The 17,474-nt window shown below is 71.4% G+C and carries 18 protein-coding genes and 1 pseudogene; 10 read left to right on the top strand and 9 right to left on the bottom strand.

The annotated features are described in order from the left end of the window. The first annotated feature begins 59 nt into the window (after positions 1–59). From KJK29_RS13885 to KJK29_RS13870, 4 genes are all read left to right on the top strand, one after another. A complete protein-coding gene (locus KJK29_RS13885) occupies positions 60–1,139 on the top strand; it encodes a LacI family DNA-binding transcriptional regulator (protein ID WP_215119375.1) in 1,080 nt (359 codons plus the stop codon). Positions 1,140–1,357: 218 nt separating this feature from the next. Further along, positions 1,358–2,401 (top strand): LCP family protein, encoded by a 1,044-nt coding sequence (locus tag KJK29_RS13880; RefSeq protein ID WP_251057785.1) that lies wholly within the window; start codon positions 1,358–1,360, stop codon positions 2,399–2,401. 141 nt (positions 2,402–2,542) lie between these two features. Further along, positions 2,543–2,899, top strand: a complete 357-nt coding sequence (locus KJK29_RS13875; protein ID WP_215119371.1) for a YciI family protein — start codon at positions 2,543–2,545, stop codon at positions 2,897–2,899. Positions 2,900–2,946: 47 nt separating this feature from the next. Then, entirely contained in the window at positions 2,947–4,215 is a 1,269-nt protein-coding gene (locus KJK29_RS13870; protein ID WP_215119370.1) for an RNA polymerase sigma factor, read from the top strand. Between the two features lie 11 nt (positions 4,216–4,226). Here KJK29_RS13870 and KJK29_RS13865 read toward each other — a convergent pair whose 3' ends face one another. Beyond that, on the bottom strand, positions 4,227–5,390 hold the full coding sequence (locus tag KJK29_RS13865; protein WP_215119368.1) for a class I SAM-dependent methyltransferase: 1,164 nt from the start codon (positions 5,388–5,390) through the stop codon (positions 4,227–4,229). Between the two features lie 131 nt (positions 5,391–5,521). Between KJK29_RS13865 and KJK29_RS13860 the strand changes: the two genes are divergently transcribed. From KJK29_RS13860 to KJK29_RS38810, 5 genes are all read left to right on the top strand, one after another. Further along, entirely contained in the window at positions 5,522–6,445 is a 924-nt protein-coding gene (locus KJK29_RS13860; RefSeq protein ID WP_215119367.1) for a polysaccharide deacetylase family protein, read from the top strand. After that, complete coding sequence (locus tag KJK29_RS13855) at positions 6,442–7,173, top strand: polysaccharide deacetylase family protein (RefSeq protein WP_251057784.1); 732 nt, start codon at positions 6,442–6,444, stop codon at positions 7,171–7,173. Before KJK29_RS13860 ends, KJK29_RS13855 begins: the two co-directional genes overlap by 4 nt. Before the next feature lie 345 nt (positions 7,174–7,518). Beyond that, positions 7,519–7,827 carry a co-chaperone GroES gene (gene groES, locus KJK29_RS13850; RefSeq protein ID WP_003974211.1) on the top strand — a complete coding sequence of 103 codons (309 nt, stop codon included), beginning with the start codon at positions 7,519–7,521 and terminating at the stop codon, positions 7,825–7,827. A 121-nt stretch (positions 7,828–7,948) separates the two neighbouring features. Next, complete coding sequence (groL, locus tag KJK29_RS13845) at positions 7,949–9,574, top strand: chaperonin GroEL (protein WP_215119365.1); 1,626 nt, start codon at positions 7,949–7,951, stop codon at positions 9,572–9,574. A gap of 140 nt (positions 9,575–9,714) precedes the next feature. Beyond that, positions 9,715–10,758: a hypothetical protein gene (locus tag KJK29_RS38810; RefSeq protein ID WP_251057783.1), complete on the top strand. Its 1,044-nt coding sequence runs from the start codon at positions 9,715–9,717 to the stop codon at positions 10,756–10,758. A gap of 13 nt (positions 10,759–10,771) precedes the next feature. Here KJK29_RS38810 and KJK29_RS38805 read toward each other — a convergent pair. The 5 genes and pseudogenes from KJK29_RS38805 to KJK29_RS13820 all read right to left on the bottom strand — a co-directional run. Then, positions 10,772–11,380, bottom strand: a pseudogene (locus KJK29_RS38805) (BREX system ATP-binding domain-containing protein); the annotation flags it as partial. A gap of 51 nt (positions 11,381–11,431) precedes the next feature. After that, the gene (locus KJK29_RS13835; RefSeq protein ID WP_215119363.1) at positions 11,432–11,713 is read right to left on the bottom strand and encodes a type II toxin-antitoxin system RelE family toxin; all 282 of its coding nucleotides are present in this window, start codon (positions 11,711–11,713) and stop codon (positions 11,432–11,434) included. 5 nt (positions 11,714–11,718) lie between these two features. Continuing rightward, on the bottom strand, positions 11,719–12,000 hold the full coding sequence (locus KJK29_RS13830) for a type II toxin-antitoxin system Phd/YefM family antitoxin (RefSeq protein WP_251057782.1): 282 nt from the start codon (positions 11,998–12,000) through the stop codon (positions 11,719–11,721). A gap of 47 nt (positions 12,001–12,047) precedes the next feature. Then, entirely contained in the window at positions 12,048–12,683 is a 636-nt protein-coding gene (locus KJK29_RS13825; RefSeq protein WP_251057781.1) for a hypothetical protein, read from the bottom strand. A gap of 83 nt (positions 12,684–12,766) precedes the next feature. After that, positions 12,767–13,657 carry a hypothetical protein gene (locus KJK29_RS13820; protein WP_215119361.1) on the bottom strand — a complete coding sequence of 297 codons (891 nt, stop codon included), beginning with the start codon at positions 13,655–13,657 and terminating at the stop codon, positions 12,767–12,769. 335 nt (positions 13,658–13,992) lie between these two features. Here KJK29_RS13820 and KJK29_RS13815 point away from each other — a divergent pair, with 335 nt between their 5' ends. Continuing rightward, complete coding sequence (locus KJK29_RS13815; RefSeq protein ID WP_215119360.1) at positions 13,993–14,286, top strand: hypothetical protein; 294 nt, start codon at positions 13,993–13,995, stop codon at positions 14,284–14,286. A gap of 820 nt (positions 14,287–15,106) precedes the next feature. Here the strand turns inward: KJK29_RS13815 and KJK29_RS13810 are convergent. The 3 genes from KJK29_RS13810 to KJK29_RS13800 form a co-directional block, all read right to left on the bottom strand. Next, complete coding sequence (locus KJK29_RS13810) at positions 15,107–15,814, bottom strand: ester cyclase (RefSeq protein ID WP_215119358.1); 708 nt, start codon at positions 15,812–15,814, stop codon at positions 15,107–15,109. A gap of 119 nt (positions 15,815–15,933) precedes the next feature. Continuing rightward, positions 15,934–16,707: an SDR family NAD(P)-dependent oxidoreductase gene (locus KJK29_RS13805; RefSeq protein WP_215119357.1), complete on the bottom strand. Its 774-nt coding sequence runs from the start codon at positions 16,705–16,707 to the stop codon at positions 15,934–15,936. A 94-nt stretch (positions 16,708–16,801) separates the two neighbouring features. Further along, on the bottom strand, positions 16,802–17,470 hold the full coding sequence (locus KJK29_RS13800; RefSeq protein ID WP_215119355.1) for an MOSC domain-containing protein: 669 nt from the start codon (positions 17,468–17,470) through the stop codon (positions 16,802–16,804). Positions 17,471–17,474: the final 4 nt, after the last annotated feature.

Genomic DNA, 17,474 nt, shown 5'->3' with positions numbered 1-17,474 from the left:
GGAACCTATGGCGCCACGAGGACTTCGTCAAGGGGGCCCGCAGGGTTACGATCGCCGCCATGACTTCCCCGGAGCCCGCCGAAGGCCGGCCGCAAACCCGGACGCAGAACCGGACCCAGGGGCGCACCGCGCAGACCGCGACGCTCGCGGAGATCGCCCGTGAGGCCGGTGTGTCGGCGCCGACTGTTTCGAAGGTCCTGAACGGCCGTGCCGATGTCGCCCCGGCCACCCGGGCCCGTGTCGAGGACCTGCTGCGCGCGCACGGCTACCGGCGCCGCCGGGCCGAGGCGACCCGCTCGCCCCTGATCGACCTGGTCTTCCACGAGCTGGAGAGCGCCTGGGCGATGGAGGTCATCCGGGGCGTGGAGAACGTGGCCCGGGACGCCGGGCTGAGCGTGGTGCTGTCGGAGAGCGCAGGAAGGCTCACCCCCGGGCGGACCTGGGCCGACCAGGTCGCCGCGCGCCGCCCGCACGGCGTCGTCCTCGTGCTGTCCGGGCTCGACGCCTCGCAGCGGGCGCTGCTGACCAGCCGCTCCATCCCGTTCGTGGTGATGGACCCGGCCGGCGACCCGGGCGCCGATGTGCCGTCGATCGGCGCGACCAACTGGCAGGGCGGTCTCGCGGCCACCCGGCACCTGGTCGAGCTGGGGCACCGCAGGATCGGCGCGATCACCGGGCCCTCGCAGATGATGTGCAGCCGCGCCCGGGTCGACGGCTACCGGGCCGCCCTGGAGACGGCCGGGCTGCCGGTGGACCCCGGGCTGATCGCGGACGGCGACTTCCACCACGAGGCCGGCTACCGGCGGGGTCTGGAGCTGCTGCGCCGCCCGGACCGGCCGACCGCCGTCTTCGCCGGGAACGACCTCCAGGCGCTCGGGCTGTACGAGGCCGCGCGCGAACTGGGGCTGCGCATCCCCGAGGACCTGAGCGTGGTCGGGTTCGACGATCTGCCGGTGGCGCCGCTGGTCGGGCCGCCGCTGACGACCGTACGGCAGCCGCTGACGGAGATGGCCGAGGCCGCGGCCAAGCTGGTCCTGGACCTCGGCCGCGAGGAGGGCACCCCGGCGGCGACCCGGGTCGAGCTGGCGACGAGCCTGGTGGTGCGCAGCAGCACGGCGGCGCCGCTGGCCGGAAGTTGACGCATTGACGGGTGGAGCGCGCGTCTCCGCACTCCTCCGAAGTCAATCGGTTGACCCGCCGAAAGTTTCGTAGGCGGCGAGGAGTTCGCCGAGATCGGGCTCGGTCGTCCCCTCGGCGGTCGACGCTTGGGCCCGTACGGCCCATGAAGTCTGAGAATTTCCGAAGAAAAGGCGCGGCGAGGGCCCTGCCGGTAATAATTCGGACTTACGTTCCTGCCGTGACGGGACACGAGGCGAACGGGGACGAGAGCAGAGGCACGGGCCGGCGGTCGACCGCGCTGCGGACCGCCGGCCTCACCCTGGCGGCCCTGCTGACGCTGGCCGCCGCGGCGGCGGGCTGGGCCTACTGGCATCTCGACAGCAACATCAAGAGCGTCGACATCGACAACGCGCTCGGCGACAACCGCCCGCCGAGGCCGGTGAGCGTGCCGTCGCCCTCGGCGTCCGCCCTGCCCAGCGGCGCGCTCAACATCCTGGTCCTGGGCTCCGACTCGCGCAGCGGCGAGCAGAACCAGAGGATCGGGGGCGGCGACAGCACGGGTGCCCGCTCCGACACGGCGATGGTCGTCCACCTCGACGCCGGGCGGACCAGCGCGACGGTGGTGAGCATCCCGCGCGACACCCTGGTCACCCGCCCGTCCTGCCCCCGCTCCTTGGGCGGTTCGACGGCGGTGGCCTACCACTCCATGTTCAACAGCGCGTACGCGGTGGGCGGTCCGGTCTGTGCCGTGAAGACGGTCGAGTCGCTCACCGGCGTCCGCATGGACCACTACATCGAGGTCGACTTCTCCGGCTTCGAGAAGCTGGTGGACGCGCTCGGCGGTGTCACCGTCACCACCGAGGAGGACATCGCCGACGACCACAGCCATCTGCGTCTGAAGGCGGGCACCCACCATCTGGACGGCGACCGGGCCCTCGCGCTCGCCCGCACCCGGCACGGCATCGGCGACGGCAGCGACCTCGGCCGCATCGGCCTCCAGCACACGCTGGTGAAGGCACTGCTGGAACAGATCGCCGCACAGAACCTGCTCACCGACCCGGCGAAGCTGTACCGGGTCGCCGACGCGGTGACCGCCGGACTCACCACCGACACCGGCCTGGACTCCCTGACCGATCTGACCCGGTTCGGGCAGAGCCTCAAGGGCCTGAAGGCGAGCGAGGTGCGGACGGTGACGATGCCGGTGGTGCGGGCACCGTCGGACCCCAACCGGGTGGTGGCCGAGGAGCCCGCGGCGGAGAAGCTGTGGGAGTCACTGCGCTGACCTGCGTAAACGCGAACCGGGAAGGGATCCGGAAAAGAATCTCGAAGAAAACGCGGCGACCGTGTCGATCCCGGGCCCTCCCGATCGACGCAGGGGTGAGAGCGGGGAAAGCCCCCGCTGCGAAGACCCCGGGGAGTCACCATGCCGCGCTTTCTCACCCTGATCCGCATCGACGAGAAGAACGCGCCCGCCGAGGGCCCGAGCCCCGAGCTCATGGAGCGGATGGGCGCGCTCCTGGAGGAGATCACCAAGGCCGGGGTCATGCTCGACACGGCCGGGCTCACCCCGACCTCCGAGGGCAGCCGGGTGACCTGGGAGGGCGGGCAGCTGTCCGTCACCGACGGGCCGTTCACCGAGTCCAAGGAGGTCATCGGCGGCTACTCGATCAGCCAGTGCAAGGACAAGGCCGAGGCGATCGAGTGGACCAAGCGGTTCCTGTCCACGCACGAGGACTACTGGACGATCACCGCCGAGGTCCGGCAGATCGCCGAGGACTGACCGGCGCTGCTTGGCCGGGTGCCGCCGAGGGTGTCTGATGGTGGGCTGTGACAGCGCAGCCCACCCCGGACCCGAGCGGCACCGGCACGGCCATCGAGACGGTCTTCCGCATCGAGTCGCCCCGCATCATCGCCGGCGTCACCCGGATCGTCCGGGACGTCGGCATCGCCGAGGAACTCGCGCAGGACGCCCTGGTCGCCGCGCTGGAGCAGTGGCCCCGGGACGGCGTCCCCGACAACCCGGGCGCCTGGCTCATGGCCACCGCCCGCAATCGCGCCGTCGACCTGGTCCGCCGCCGGGAGAACTACGCCCGCAAGCTGGCGGAGATCGGCCGGAGCCTTCCGGACGAGGCCGCGCCTCAGGAACCCGCCGACCCCGACGACATCGACGACGACCTGCTCCGCCTGGTCTTCACCGCCTGCCACCCGGTGCTGTCCACCGAGGCCCGCACGGCCCTCACCCTGCGCCTCCTCGGCGGCCTCACCACGGCCGAGATCGCCCGCGCCTTCCTGGTCCCGGAACCGACCGTCGCGCAACGCATCGTCCGCGCGAAACGCACCCTGGCGACCCGGAACATCGCCTTCGAGGTGCCCTACGGCCCCGACCGCGAGGCCCGTCTCGGCTCCGTCCTCGACGTCATCTATCTCATCTTCAACGAGGGCTACGCCGCCACGGCCGGCGACGACTGGCTCCGCCCGTCCCTGTGCGAGGACGCCCTGCGCCTCGCCCGGGTGCTCTCCTCCCTCATGCCGAAGGAACCCGAGGTGCACGGCCTGACCGCGCTCCTGGAGTTCCAGGCGTCCCGTACGGCGGCCCGGACCGGCCCCTCCGGCGAACCCGTCCTCCTCAAGGAACAGAACCGGGCCCGCTGGAACCGCATGCTCATCGCCCGTGGCGTGGCCGCGCTGGGCAGAGCCGAGGCCGCCTCCTCCGGCGCCCCGGGCCCGTACCTCCTGCAAGGCGCCATCGCCGCCTGCCACGCGCACGCCTACAGCTACGAGGAGACCGACTGGCCGCGCATCGCCGTCCTGTACGGGCTCCTGGCCGCCCGCTCACCCTCCCCGGTGGTGGAGCTGAACCGCGCGGTGGCCGTCTCCATGGCCGAGGGCCCGTCCGAGGCCCTGCCCCTCGTCGACGCCCTGACCGACGACCCGGCCCTGCGCGACTACCACCTGCTCCCCAGCGTCCGGGCCGACCTTCTCTCCCGGCTGGGGCGTACGACGGAGGCCCGGGCCGAGTTCGAACGGGCGGCGTCGCTGACGCGCAACGAAAGGGAGCGGGAGCTGCTGTTGCGCCGGGCGGCGGAGCAGTCCTGACGGTGTCTCGGCTACGCGGGGTGCCCGATGAGCATCGCCGGTGCCCCCGCCACCCGGGTCAGGAACACCGTGGCCGCGTGCGGGCCCTGCGGCTTGACCTTCTTGCGGAGCTCCTCCGGCTCGACCGCCGAGCCTCGCTTCTTGACGGTGAGGGTGCCGACCTGACGTTCCCTCAGCAGGGCTTTGAGCTTCTTGACGTTGAAGGGGATGTGGTCGGTGATCTCGTAGGCGGTGGCGTACGGCGTCGGACGCAGGGCGTCGGCCGTGACGTACGCGATGGTCGCGTCGAGGAGGCCGCCGTCGACCCGGTCGGCCACCTCGGAGACCAGATGGGACCGGATGACGGCGCCGTCGGGCTCGTACAGGTAGCGGCCGGGCGGGCGGACCTCCGGGTCGGGCAGGCCGCGCGAGAGCAGGGTGCGGGGGCCCGGCAGCAGGGTGGCCCGTACCGCTCCCGGCTCGGTGCCGAACCACAGCACCGCCTCCTTCACGTCGCCGCCGTCGGAGATCCACTCGGCCTCGGCGTCCTCGGGCACCGCCTCGTGCGGGATGCCGGGGGCGATCTTCAGCGCGGCGGCGCGTGGTGCCCGGCGGGCGGCCGACACCGCCCAGGACAGGGGCGGTGAGTAGGCCTCGGGGTCGAAGATCCGGCCCCGGCCGCCGCGCCGGGCCGGGTCGACGAAGACGGCGTCGTACCCGGCCGTGTCCACTTCGGTGACATCGGCCTCCCGCACCTCGATCAGGTCGGCCAGCCCCAGCGCGTCGGCGTTCGCCCGCGCCGCCGCGGCCGTCATCGGGTCCCGGTCCACGGCCAGGACCCGGATCCCGGCGCGGGCCAGCGCGATCGCGTCCCCGCCGATGCCGGAGCACAGGTCGGCGACGGAGGCGATCCCCAGGTCCGTCATCCGCCGGGCGCGGTACGCCGCCACACTCGCCCGGGTCGACTGCTCCACCCCGTTCGGCGTGAAGAACATCCGCCCCGCGTCCTCGGCCCCGAACTTCACCGCCGCCCGCTGCCGCAGCCGCGCCTGGCCCAGCGCCGCCGACACCAGCTCGGCGGGGTGCTCCCGGCGCAGCCGCGTCGCCACGGCCAGCTCCTTCGCCGGATCGGTGTCCCGCACCTCGTCGAGGAGGGCGCGGCCTTCGGGGGTGAGGAGGAGGGCGAGGTCGTTCACCGGATCATTGTCGGCCACGGAGCGGCGGGGGCGGCGGGCCGGGGCGGATGTGGGCCAGTCGGAGGACGGCGGTGCCGTCGGTCGCGGTGTCGGGGCGGGTTCACAGGGGTGGGCTGCGAGGATCCGGCATCATGCGAGCAGTCGTACAAAATGACAAAAGGCGGGCAACGGGCGGAGCACGCATCGGCCTTGTCGTGCTCGCCCTCGCCGTCATCGCCTCGGGCTGCGCCCAGCCCGACGGCGGCCAGGTCGCCCCGGCCGGCGGCCAGCAGCCTCTCGACGCGCCCCCGGCCCGCGCGCTCGACTCCTACGCCACCAAACTGCGCGCCGCGCACGCCGCCCGCATCGCCGCGGCGCACCGCTGGGGGCTGCGCAGGGTCCCGCTGGTGGCGCCGCCGGCTCCCGGGAAGAAGCCCAGGATCAGGACCCGCAAGGGCTTCGCGGTGGACGGCCACCGGGAGCTGGACCTCCCGCCCGTCTTCACCACGATCCCCACCCGGGACAAGGTCGTCTTCCTCACCATCGACGACGGCGCCGAGAAGGACCCGGCGTTCCTGCGGATGATGAGCGACCTGGACGTCCCGTACACCGCCTTCCTCAGCGGCTATCTGGTCAAGGACGACGACCGCTACTTCCGGCAGATGCAGTCCAGGGGCACGGTCCTGAACAACCACACCCTCTGGCACCGCTACATGCCGGGTCTGTCGTACCGCGGGCAGCGGCGCGAGATCTGCGGCATGCAGCGCTTCATCGAGAGGCGCTACGGCACCCGCCCCACCCTCTTCCGCCCGCCCTTCGGCAGTTACGACCGGGCGACCCTGCGCGCCGCCAAGGCCTGCGGCATCGACCACGTCCCCCTGTGGAACGCGGAGGTCTTCGTCGACCACTGGGAGTACCGCGAGGCGGACCGGCGGCTGCGCCCCGGCGACATCGTCCTCAGCCACTTCCGGGGCCGTGAGCAGTGGAAGGGCGCGATGCCCGACATGATCCGCCGCTTCCTGAACAAGGTCACGACCGAGGGATACGCGGTGGGCCGGCTGGAGGACTACCTGTGACGCGGTGCCCGGCCGCCGCCGCGCTGTGCGCGGGCCTGCTCCTGCTGGCGGGGTGCGGCGGGCCGGCGGGGGAGCGGGCGGGAACGGACGGCCGGGGTCAGGACCCGACCCCCGCGGCCGGGCCCCTCGCGCGTCCGGCCCGCCTGCCGCCCGTCGTGGACCGGGTCCGCACCCGCGACCCCGTCGTCTTCCTCACCTACGACGACGGCATCGAACGCGACCCCGCCTTCGCCGGCCTCGTCCGCGAACGGCGGCTCCCGGTCACCCTGTTCCTCACGGACAGCGTCGCGGGCCCCGGCTACGGCCGGCTCGCCCGGCTGCGCGCGGTCGGCGTCTCCCTCCAGAACCACACCCTCGACCACCCGGCCCTGCGCGGTCTGCCCTACGCCGGCCAGCGCGCCGAGATCTGCGGCCAGCAGCACAAACTCCGCTCCCGCTTCGGCATCCGCCCCCACCTCTTCCGCCCGCCCTACGGCACGTACGACCGGGCGACCCTGCGCGCCGCCGCCGACTGCGGCATCACGGCGCTCGTGCTCTGGCGCGCGTCCCTGTCCGCCGACGGCGAACTGACGTACCCCCACGGCGAGCCGCGCCTTCACCCCGGCGACATCATCTCCGTGCCGTCGACCCCGACGGAGTCCCTGTCACCGACGGCACGGACCGTGCGACTGCTGAGGGAGATCGAGGGAAGAGGGCTGCGGGTGGGGCGGCTGGAGGATTACCTCTGACTCCCGACGCGGCCCTGCGGGGACACCCAGCCCGTCCGGCGCTTGAGGACGAGGCCGTTCAGGCCGATGCGGGGGTCTGGGGGCGGCAGCCCCCGGAGGGCCAGGACACGGACGCCGAGCACCTGCACGGACGTACGCCGACACCGGAACCCGGCCGACGCGCCGCCGGCAATTAGCAGTCCGCTTGACCGAGTGCTAATCGCGGTCATAGTCTCGGCTCTGGCACTCCCCACTGGAGAGTGCCAACACAGCGACGGGCAGGTCCGGCACCCGCGACGACGGATCCACCTGGTCGCCACCTCAGACAGTTAACCCCGTGAGATCTCCGAAGGGGGAGGTCGGATCGTGACGACCACCAGCTCCAAGGTTGCCATCAAGCCGCTCGAGGACCGCATCGTGGTCCAGCCGCTCGACGCCGAGCAGACCACCGCCTCTGGCCTGGTCATCCCGGACACCGCCAAGGAGAAGCCCCAGGAGGGCGTCGTCCTGGCCGTGGGCCCGGGCCGCTTCGAGGACGGTAACCGTCTTCCGCTCGACGTCTCCGTCGGCGATGTCGTGCTCTACAGCAAGTACGGCGGCACCGAGGTGAAGTACAACGGCGAGGAGTACCTCGTCCTCTCGGCTCGCGACGTGCTCGCGATCGTCGAGAAGTAATTCACCCCGCATTACCAGCATTGCAGTGAACTGCGCCCCTGGCCCCCGCGACCTTATGAAGCCGGGCGTCGGGGGCGCAGTTCGTTTCACCCACGTTTTCCGAGAGGGCTGAACCGCTCCCATGGCGAAGATCCTGAAGTTCGACGAGGACGCCCGTCGCGCCCTCGAGCGCGGCGTCAACAAGCTTGCCGACACGGTCAAGGTGACGATCGGCCCCAAGGGCCGCAACGTCGTCATCGACAAGAAGTTCGGCGCCCCCACCATCACCAACGACGGTGTGACCATCGCCCGTGAGGTAGAGGTCGAGGACCCGTACGAGAACCTCGGTGCCCAGCTGGTCAAGGAGGTGGCGACCAAGACCAACGACATCGCGGGTGACGGTACGACCACCGCGACCGTGCTCGCCCAGGCGCTCGTGCGCGAGGGCCTGAAGAACGTCGCCGCCGGTGCCTCCCCGGCCGCCCTGAAGAAGGGCATCGACGCCGCCGTCGCCGCCGTCTCCGAGGACCTCCTCGCCACGGCCCGCCCGATCGACGAGAAGTCCGACATCGCCGCCGTCGCCGCGCTGTCCGCCCAGGACCAGCAGGTCGGCGAGCTCATCGCCGAGGCCATGGACAAGGTCGGCAAGGACGGTGTCATCACCGTCGAGGAGTCCAACACCTTCGGTCTGGAGCTGGACTTCACCGAGGGCATGGCCTTCGACAAGGGCTACCTGTCGCCGTACTTCGTGACGGACCAGGAGCGCATGGAAGCCGTCCTGGACGACCCGTACGTCCTCATCACGCAGGGCAAGATCTCCGCCATCGCGGACCTGCTGCCGCTGCTGGAGAAGGTCATCCAGGCCAACGCCTCCAAGCCGCTGCTGATCATCGCCGAGGACGTCGACGGCGAGGCGCTGTCCACCCTCGTCGTGAACAAGATCCGCGGCACCTTCAACGCCGTCGCCGTGAAGGCCCCCGGCTTCGGCGACCGCCGCAAGGCGATGCTGCAGGACCTCGCGGTCCTCACCGGCGCCACGGTCGTCTCCGAGGAGGTCGGCCTCAAGCTCGACCAGGTCGGCCTGGACGTCCTCGGCTCCGCCCGCCGCATCACCGTCACCAAGGACGACACCACGGTCGTCGACGGCGCCGGCAACAAGGACGACGTGCAGGGCCGCGTCGCCCAGATCAAGGCCGAGATCGAGTCCACCGACTCCGACTGGGACCGCGAGAAGCTCCAGGAGCGCCTCGCGAAGCTGGCCGGCGGCGTGTGCGTCATCCGCGTGGGTGCCGCCACCGAGGTCGAGCTCAAGGAGCGCAAGCACCGTCTGGAGGACGCCATCTCCGCGACCCGCGCCGCGGTCGAGGAGGGCATCGTCTCCGGTGGTGGCTCCGCGCTCGTCCACGCCGTGAAGGTCCTCGAGGGCAACCTCGGCAAGACCGGCGACGAGGCCACCGGTGTCGCCGTCGTCCGCAAGGCCGCCGTCGAGCCGCTGCGCTGGATCGCCGAGAACGCCGGCCTGGAGGGCTACGTCATCACCTCCAAGGTCGCCGAGCTCGACAAGGGCCAGGGCTTCAACGCCGCGACCGGCGAGTACGGCGACCTGGTCAAGGCCGGCGTCATCGACCCGGTCAAGGTCACGCGCTCCGCCCTGGAGAACGCCGCCTCCATCGCCTCCCTCCTCCTCACGACCGAGACCCTGGTCGTCGAGAAGAAGGAAGAGGAGGAGCCGGCCGCCGCGGGCCACGGCCACGGCCACTCCCACTGACGACCTGAGGTCGCCAGATCCTGAGTGAGGGCCCGGCACCCCGGAAACGGGGTGCCGGGCCCTCACCGTTCCCTCCACCGCTCAGGGAACCGCGGCGGCGGTCGACGGCCTCCTAGACACCGGAACAGAAGGGGGTGTCGATGAGCCAGGCGCTCTATCAGGAACGGTCCCGCAATCCGCTGGCGCGCACCGCGGAACTCACCGAGGACCGGTTGCGCAGAGGCGGCCGGACCACACCGCTGGACGAGCTGAACCTCGCCGCCATGGCCGAGGCGTACCTGCGCGGGCGATGGCTCGGCGGCGGTGGCTGCGAACGCCCCCTGGAATCGCTGGCGCAGGGCCCAGGCTTCGTCCCGGTCACCCGCGTCACCGGCACGACCACGCCCCTGAAGGTGCGCCGGACCGCCGACTTCGCCCACGCGCTCGGCGAACTGGCCGTGCGCAGGTGCGGCGGGCCCGAGCACGTGGCCGCCCTCGCCGCGCGGGCGCAGGCGGAGGGCGTACCGTTGTGGATCGCCCGGCGGTACGCGCCGGCTCCCGCCGGCCGGGTCGCTGTCGCCGTGGACCGGCGCCTGGTCCGCGTGGACGTCTGGGGCCCGGGCGCCCCCGCCGTACGGCTGCGGGCACCGTACGGCTACCGCCCCGACACCGCCGACCGGACGGGCGGCCTGGTCATGACCGTCGGTGACCTCGCCGCACGGCTCGAACTCCGCAAGAAGATGCGCAAGTCCAAGAGCAGGGTCGAGATCCGCCTGCCCGACCGGCGGTGGACACTGGGCCGGGAGAACGCGGAGAGCTCGTGGCTGCTGCGCGACGACCGGCGGGTTGCGCTGCTGATCCGCCCCTCGCGGTGGCCCGGCCCCCCGCCCGGCACGGTGCTGCTGCCGCTGGCCGAAGTCCACCACGAGAGCCCCGACCCCCTGGACGCCGTCATGGCCCACGCGGTCGCGGTGTCCTTCGGCCTCGGCGACACCACGGGCCTGGCCAGGTTCCGCGCCGTGAACTCCCGCCGGGACACGGGCGACGACCTCTGGGAGCGCCCCTGGTTCAGCAACCTCGGCAGGGACCGCGACGACAACGAACCCGGCGGCGGCGACGGCTGGGGCAGCGACGGCGGGGACGGCGGCGACGGAGGCGGAGGTGGTGACGGAGGTGGTGACGGCGGTGGTGGCGGTGGCGACTAGCGCCGCGGTAGGCGACACGCTCGGGATGTCTGGCCGTCGCCGCGTACACCTCCCGCACCCTTGCGGCCGAGTTCGCCGAGGGAGGCCAGGCCGAAGCCACTCAGCCGAAGCTGTACCGCGCGCGGGGAGGCGAAGCGCGGGTCGGTGGTGAAGCCGGTCGCCAGCCGCTGGGCGAGGGGTTGCGAGGCGCCGCACGCCCTGCTGCCGACGTAGCAGGCGGGGGGCCGGTGATGACGAGGAAGAGTCCGGGAAACCGGCCCGCGTCGATCTCGTCGAGGAACTGGCGCAGCGCGTCGAGGGACTTCGCACGTACGTCGCCACGCACTCGCTGCAGGGTCTCCACCTCATCGAGCACGAGCAGCAGCCCGGGGCGGCCGCAGTCCCGCAGGACGGCCAGCGGTCCCTGGAGGAACCCGAGGGCGCCGAAGTGGTCCAGGTCGCCGCGCACCCCGGCCGCGCGCTTGGCCGCGGCGGCGACGGACTTCTGCCCGCCGAGCCACGCGATCAGTGTCTCTGCACGGCCTCCCGCAGTGGGTCCCGCAGCCACACCCCCGCTCACCAGGTACGACGCCGCCTCCACAGCGGCCGTCTGTCGGGGCGGCGGGCGACAGCGTCGGGCTAGTCGGGGGTGATCTTCGGGCAGTCCGGCGCAGACCGTGCGGGCGCTGACGCCTCAGGGAACTTGACGGTAGACCTCCCGCCGGTTGCCCACGGTCAGGACCCACACGACGACTCGACCGTCCTCGACGGTGTAGACGACCCGGTAGTCACCGACCCTGAGTCGCCACCGGGCGTTGTGCCCTCGGAGTGCCTTCACATCAAAGGCCGCCGTCTCCCCCGCATCCATCGCCTTCTGGAGTTCGGTCAAGCGGTACAGGATGCGCAGGGCATCAGGGCGCGGGATCTTGAGCATGTCCCGCTGGGCGTGCGGGGTGAAGCGCGTGACGTACCCCATGCGGATCAGTGCTGCTGGTCGCGGAGCAGGGCGGCCATCTCTTCGAGTGAGACCGACCCGTCGGTGCCTTCGGACTCGGCTTCGTCGGCCAGCCGGTTGAGCCATGCCTCTTCGGCGTCCTCGGCGAGCTGGCGCAGCCGCTGGTACTCCTCGATGTCGATCACGACGGCTTCCCGCTTGCCGCGCCGGGTGATGATCGTCGGTGTCTTGTCGCGGCGGGCGCGGTCGATCACGTCGGCGAGGTGACTGCGGACCTCGGCCATGGATTCCACAACCGGCTCACTCATGTCATGAATGTAGCAGATGTACATCTCTCGGGGCCGGTGGGTCTGGATCAGGCAAGCAGTCGGCGCACCCCGTTGTCGGCCGTCACCTCGTACCCGTCGATGCTCTTCTCCTCGGTGCGGCCCTTGGCCTCGCAGATCAGCCGCTCCTCGCCGCGCACGGCTTCGAGCCTGGTCCGGCGGTCCGTGGGCTCGTCGGGCGTCCACCCCTCGGCGAGCAGCCAGGCGCGGAAGGCGTCGGTGGCCCGGTTCTCGTCGCTGTCCCGGGCCAGGATCTTCCGCAGCTCCGCCAGGTCGGCTTCCTCGTTGCGCCGCAGCCGCCCGCGCCCGTCCGCGTCGAGGTCGGCGGGCCGGACCACGATCAGCCGCAGTCCGTGAGCGGGGATCTCGGCGTCGCGGCGGGCGTCGTACAGGGCCCGCTGCTCACCCCGGTGGACACCGCTCACGGTGAGCCGGTCCGGCTTGTCGAAGTGCGGCACCTGCTGGTCGTGCTGGAGCTCCCGGTACTCGACCACCAGTCGGCGGCCGGGCCAGTACGCGTCGACCGGCAGCCTGACCTGTCGGCCCCCGGTCCCCGGGTCGCCCAGCAGCCAGTCGAACCGGTGCTGGGTCAGGGCTTCTTCGCCGAGCACCCGATTGCACAGGCCGACCACGTACGCCTCGTCGCTGTCGCCTCTCGATGCCATGGCGCGCATCCTGCCCGGCGTCACTGACAAAGGCGGATGCGCGCCCCGGGGCTCCGGACCGGTGGCTTTCTTCTCCCGGTGGGCTAGGACGAGTGCCGCTTCTCCAGCTTGGCGGCGGTGTCGTCCGCGTCAGGCTGCTCAGGGATCGCGGCGGAGGACTCGTGCACTTCCACGACTTCCCCGTCCACGACCTCCCCGTCCACGACCGGTTCGTCGACGCCCCGGTGCGCCGGCTTCGTCAGCTCCAGGCTGGAGAGGTGCTTCTTCAACCTCTTGGCCATGGGAAGGTAGGTGGCGAGAGTGAGCCCGCCGGAGACGACGGCCCCGACGACGGGAATGGCCTTGGAGACGGACTTCGCGAAGGTCTGCTTCGTCATCTGGACGCCGAGGTAGCCCGCGACCTTCTTCACGATGGGGTAGATGACACCCTGGGTGAGTGCCTTCTGCGGCAGCTTCTTGGCGACCTCCTTCGACATCATCCCCGCGACCTTCCCCACGGCGGCGTTCGCCGACTGGGTGCCGAACATGACGCCGAAGAAGAGCGTGAGCACTCCCTTGGTCGCGTCGTCGAGGTCGTCGCTGTCGTCGGAGAACAGATCGGGCCAGCTGTAGAGGTAGGCGAGCTTTTGAGCGATGCGCAGCATGTGGCCGAAGTACTGGGCCGTATCGGCGGGCACAGTGGCGGGAAGAGCGATGAAGCCGGGTATCCCGGCAGCCGCCGAGAGGGCACTGGCCTTGGCGGCTTCGTAGTTGATCGAGTCGTTGGCCGCTTTGTCCAGAACAGCGATAGGGATACCCGCCGCTGCGGGGGTTTCTTCGATCGCCCTGCGGATCTCGTCCTCGGAGCAATAGCGGGCCAGCGCCTTTCGGAGGTATTCCTCCCTGTGGATACGCACGCCCGGAAGCCTGGCGGCACTCGCCAGCACTGCGGAGAAGCGCGACTCCGGGTTCTCGATCTCTTTGCTGGTGGCCATGGGCGGGAACCTACAGCAGCAGGGGGGTGGTTTGGGGCGGTTTTGAACTATGCCACCGCCGCGCCGAGTTGAGCAGTCAGCTCGGCGTAGTAACCGGACTTGGGCCTCTGCTGCGCGGCGACCTTCCACAGCGGTCCGGGGCCGTTCCCGGCTCAGTCGGACCCGTTGACCGGTGGGTGGTGAGCTGAGGCAGCGGCTGCACGGGGTTTCGTCGCCGGTCGGCCGGAAGAGCGTCGCCTGCATGTGGTCGCCCGCGCACGGGATGTCGCCGGTGTCGTCGACGAGAGATCCGCGATGCGGCGACAGCCTGCCGCGGCCGCTCGTAGGATGCCTGGATGCCCAAGCCGATACGGACGAGCCGTCGCACGTGGGCTGCCGCGTGGATGGTGCTGTGCGCGGCCGGCCTCGCCGCCACCGCCGGACTGGACGCCTCCTCCGCACCGGACCCGCAGCCCGAGAGGCCCGTCAGCGCCGAATGTGCCGAGTACGTCGCGGACATCGATAGGCAACTGGCCGAGGCCGAGCAGGAAGGCGGGGGAGACGAAGTGCTGGCCTTCTCTCGAGTCCAGGCCGGGATCGGTGAGGACTGCAACGACGAGCTCCGCGACCACCTCCTGGGACATCGGTGAGCCGCGGTGCACGGCGGCCGTGATGGCGGGACTGAGCCGCAAGATTTCATGATCCGGGCCTCGAATCACGAAAGTGGTGGCCAGGCCATGGCTGCACGTCCTTGGCGACCGGACACGGTGGAGGAGGACCGGCGACCGGGACGGTCCACCTCCACCCGAGGCGACGGGTTCGCGGGTGGCTGCTTGACCCTGATCGTGCTGCTCATGCGGTTTCCCACCGCGTTCTTGCTGGTCTTGGTGACGGTGATACGGGGATGGGGCAGCCTCACGGACGAGCGTGCCGGGCTCGGCGATACGGCCCTGAGCCGCCGCGTACAGGGAGCAGCCGGTACTGGTCAGGACGGAGGACGACAGCCCCAGTCGGCTGCCGCGCGCTTCCTCGGCCTTCGGGAAGAAGCGCCGCCGCTCGGTGTCCAAGTCCAACGGGAAACTCGCATCCCAGTGCCTCGGACAACTCGACGTATGTCGTCCCGTCCAGCGCCGACAGACCGGTGAATCGGGCCCGCACCCGGGACAACAGGTCGTCCGTCGTGATGCCGCTCTCCGGGCGAACCCCCGCTGGGCCTGCGAAATGCGCAGAGCGCGGGAAAGCCCCAGATCCAGCGGGAACAGTTCCAGGCGCGGTGAGAACGCCACCCCGCCCGCCATCGACGCGGCCGGCTCCACCAGCCGCGTGTCGGCGAGCGGCACCATGCCGTCCGGAGCCGCGACGGCGCGCAGCGCCTGGAGACGGACTCCACACAAGGCGTCGCTGGTGTGCGTGCACCGTCGTGGCCCGGGTCGGCTTACTGAAGGAGCGCCGCGGGGTCAGAGCTGCGGGTCACAGCTCCAGCGGATCGAGCGCCCCGAGCTGCTGCATCAGCCCCAGCCGGTCGTACTGCCACCAGCCCTCGGCGAGCTTCCCGTCCGGCGTGCACCGGTACACGGTCGTCCCGGTCATGGTGACGTCCTTCCCGGTCGACGGAATCCCGAGGAAGTCGCCCTTGTGGTGCCCCTGCCAGGACCACCGGGTGCACACCCGGTCGCCCTGGGCGATCTGGTCCTCGATCGTGAACGAGAAGTCGAACCCGCCCCGCCACACCTCCACCTCGCGGCGCAGCGCGTCCAGCCCGATCACGTCCTGCACATTGGCGGGATCGTGGTCGTGGTAGTCCTCGATGAACACGTCGTTGAACGGGGGCGCCGCCCCCTGCCCGGGCGCCTGCTCGAAGAAGCGGCGCGCGGTCGCCGCGTTCAGCTGCTCGTCCCGCACCACGTCGAGATCGGTGAACGTCGGCGTCTCCTCGCAGAGCGCCACCATCTCCTGGAAGATCCGTCCGGTCTCCGGAAGCCCCGAGTTCCGCATCGCCTCCTCGTACGACGGGAACTCCACGATCTCCACGACGTGCGACGCGTCGGCCCGGTCCTGCGCGACCACACTGTGCGTCGCCGTCCGCTTCCCTCTGGTCTGCTCGACCCACTGATCCATCAGCCGGTTCATCTCGTCGAGCCGACTGGTCTTGCACTCGATGAGCTGTACGAAGGTCATGGCCTCGCCTCCGGGATCGCTGGGGCCGGCTGGACAGCTCCATTCTCCCAAGCGGCCCGCCCAGGTGCCTCCCGGCGCTTCGGCGTCCCTTTCCGCTACCGAGCTCGCCACCGGGCCCGCTACTGCGGCCCGTACTTGCGCCCCGTCTTCGACGAAACCGCCCCGAGCATCCCCCGCGGCACCAGCTTCGCCGCCCCCATCAGCGCCTTGTAGCGCGGGTCCGGGATCGACAGCGTCTTGCCCCGGGCCAGGTCGTGCAGCGCCGCCGCCACCAGCTTGTCCGCGTCGAGCCACATCCAGCTCGGGATGTTGTCCGTGCCCATCCCGGCCCGGTCGTGGAACTCCGTGCGCACGAAACCGGGGCACAGCGCCATCAGCCGTACGCCGCTGCCGGCCAGATCGCGCGCCGCGCCCTGCGTGAACTGCACGACCCACGCCTTGGACGCGCCGTAGGTGCCCCGCGGCACGAACGCGGCGACCGACGCGACATTGACGACACCGCCCCGGCCGCGCTCCCGCATGCCGTCTGCCGCCGCCGACGTCAGCCGCAGCACCGCCTCGCAGTGCACCTTGAGCATCCGCAGCTCATCGGCCATGGAGACATCGAGATAGCGGCCCTTGTTGCCGAAGCCGGCGTTGTTGACCAGGAGGTCGACGGGGTTCTTGCGGTCGCCCAGCCGGCCGGCCACCGCCTCGATGCCCTTGTCCTCGGCCAGGTCGGCCGTCAGCACCTCCGCCTCGATGCCGTGCCCGTCGTGCAGTTCGGTCGCCTGTTCCCTGAGCCGCTTGGTGTCCCGGGCCACCAGCACCAGGTTGTGCCCGTCGGCCGCCAGTCGCCGCGCGAACGCGGCCCCGATGCCTGCCGTCGATCCCGTAATCAGAGCCGTTGTCATGGCAGAAGGTTAGTGACCCGGACTGGGTGCGTCCGCTTCCGGACGGGGCCTTCGGCGGTGAAGGGTCGGTGGAGACAGTCGCGGTGAGGCGCTGTCAGGCCCCGTTCTTCTCCACGTACTCCCGCGCCCAGCGCAGCACCTCCGGGTGCAGCGCCTCACCCGCCGCCAGCAGCCGCGGCAGCAGCGTCCGTTCGGTGGTCACCGCCCGGAACTGCAGGGCCACGGTGACGTCGTGGTCCGGCCGGTGCAGGATCTCGACGGCGTCGCCCGCGCGAATCTCCCCGGGCTCGATCACCCGCAGATAGGCGCCCGGCGCGCCCCGCCGCGTGAACCGCTTCACCCAGCCCTTCTCCTCCAGATGGCCCTGGAACGTACGGCACGGGATCCGCCCGGAGGTGATCTCCAGCACCACCTCGGGCCCGATGCGCCAGCGCTCGCCGATCAGCGCGCCGGACACGTCGAGCCCCTGGGTCGTGAGGTTCTCGCCGAACGCCCCGTCGGCCAGGGTCCGGCCCAGCGCGCGCTCCCACTCGTCCAGGTCCTCGCGCGCCATCGCGTACACCGCCTGGTCGTCACCGCCGTGGTGCTCCAGCTTGCACACCGCGTCCCCGGCCAGCCCGCTCCCGCCGACGCCCTTGGGCCCGGGCGCCGACACCCGTACCGCCCCGTCGACCGGCCGCTTGTCGATCCCGGTCACACCCTCCGGGTTGTCCGTGTACGGCACAGCCTCGGCGCGGCCCAGATTCACAGACAGAAGCTTCATGCCT

The organism is Streptomyces koelreuteriae (genome assembly GCF_018604545.1).
Taxonomy (GTDB): Bacteria; Actinomycetota; Actinomycetes; order Streptomycetales; family Streptomycetaceae; genus Streptomyces; species Streptomyces koelreuteriae.
The sequence above is the reverse complement of the archived record's forward strand: the minus strand, read 5'-3'. Positions and strand labels throughout refer to the sequence as shown.

Excerpts from the sequence above, each read along its gene's own strand:
- KJK29_RS13885 (WP_215119375.1), top strand. The coding sequence starts at position 60 with ATGACTTCCCCGGAGCCCGCCGAAGGCCGGCCGCAAACCCGGACGCAG.
- KJK29_RS13875 (WP_215119371.1), top strand. The coding sequence starts at position 2,543 with ATGCCGCGCTTTCTCACCCTGATCCGCATCGACGAGAAGAACGCGCCC.
- KJK29_RS13860 (WP_215119367.1), top strand. The coding sequence starts at position 5,522 with ATGCGAGCAGTCGTACAAAATGACAAAAGGCGGGCAACGGGCGGAGCA.
- groL (WP_215119365.1), top strand. The coding sequence starts at position 7,949 with ATGGCGAAGATCCTGAAGTTCGACGAGGACGCCCGTCGCGCCCTCGAG.
- KJK29_RS38810 (WP_251057783.1), top strand. The coding sequence starts at position 9,715 with ATGAGCCAGGCGCTCTATCAGGAACGGTCCCGCAATCCGCTGGCGCGC.
- KJK29_RS13835 (WP_215119363.1), bottom strand. The coding sequence starts at position 11,713 with ATGGGGTACGTCACGCGCTTCACCCCGCACGCCCAGCGGGACATGCTC.
- KJK29_RS13830 (WP_251057782.1), bottom strand. The coding sequence starts at position 12,000 with ATGAGTGAGCCGGTTGTGGAATCCATGGCCGAGGTCCGCAGTCACCTC.
- KJK29_RS13825 (WP_251057781.1), bottom strand. The coding sequence starts at position 12,683 with ATGGCATCGAGAGGCGACAGCGACGAGGCGTACGTGGTCGGCCTGTGC.
- KJK29_RS13820 (WP_215119361.1), bottom strand. The coding sequence starts at position 13,657 with ATGGCCACCAGCAAAGAGATCGAGAACCCGGAGTCGCGCTTCTCCGCA.
- KJK29_RS13815 (WP_215119360.1), top strand. The coding sequence starts at position 13,993 with ATGCCCAAGCCGATACGGACGAGCCGTCGCACGTGGGCTGCCGCGTGG.
- KJK29_RS13810 (WP_215119358.1), bottom strand. The coding sequence starts at position 15,814 with ATGACCTTCGTACAGCTCATCGAGTGCAAGACCAGTCGGCTCGACGAG.
- KJK29_RS13805 (WP_215119357.1), bottom strand. The coding sequence starts at position 16,707 with ATGACAACGGCTCTGATTACGGGATCGACGGCAGGCATCGGGGCCGCG.
- KJK29_RS13800 (WP_215119355.1), bottom strand. The coding sequence starts at position 17,470 with ATGAAGCTTCTGTCTGTGAATCTGGGCCGCGCCGAGGCTGTGCCGTAC.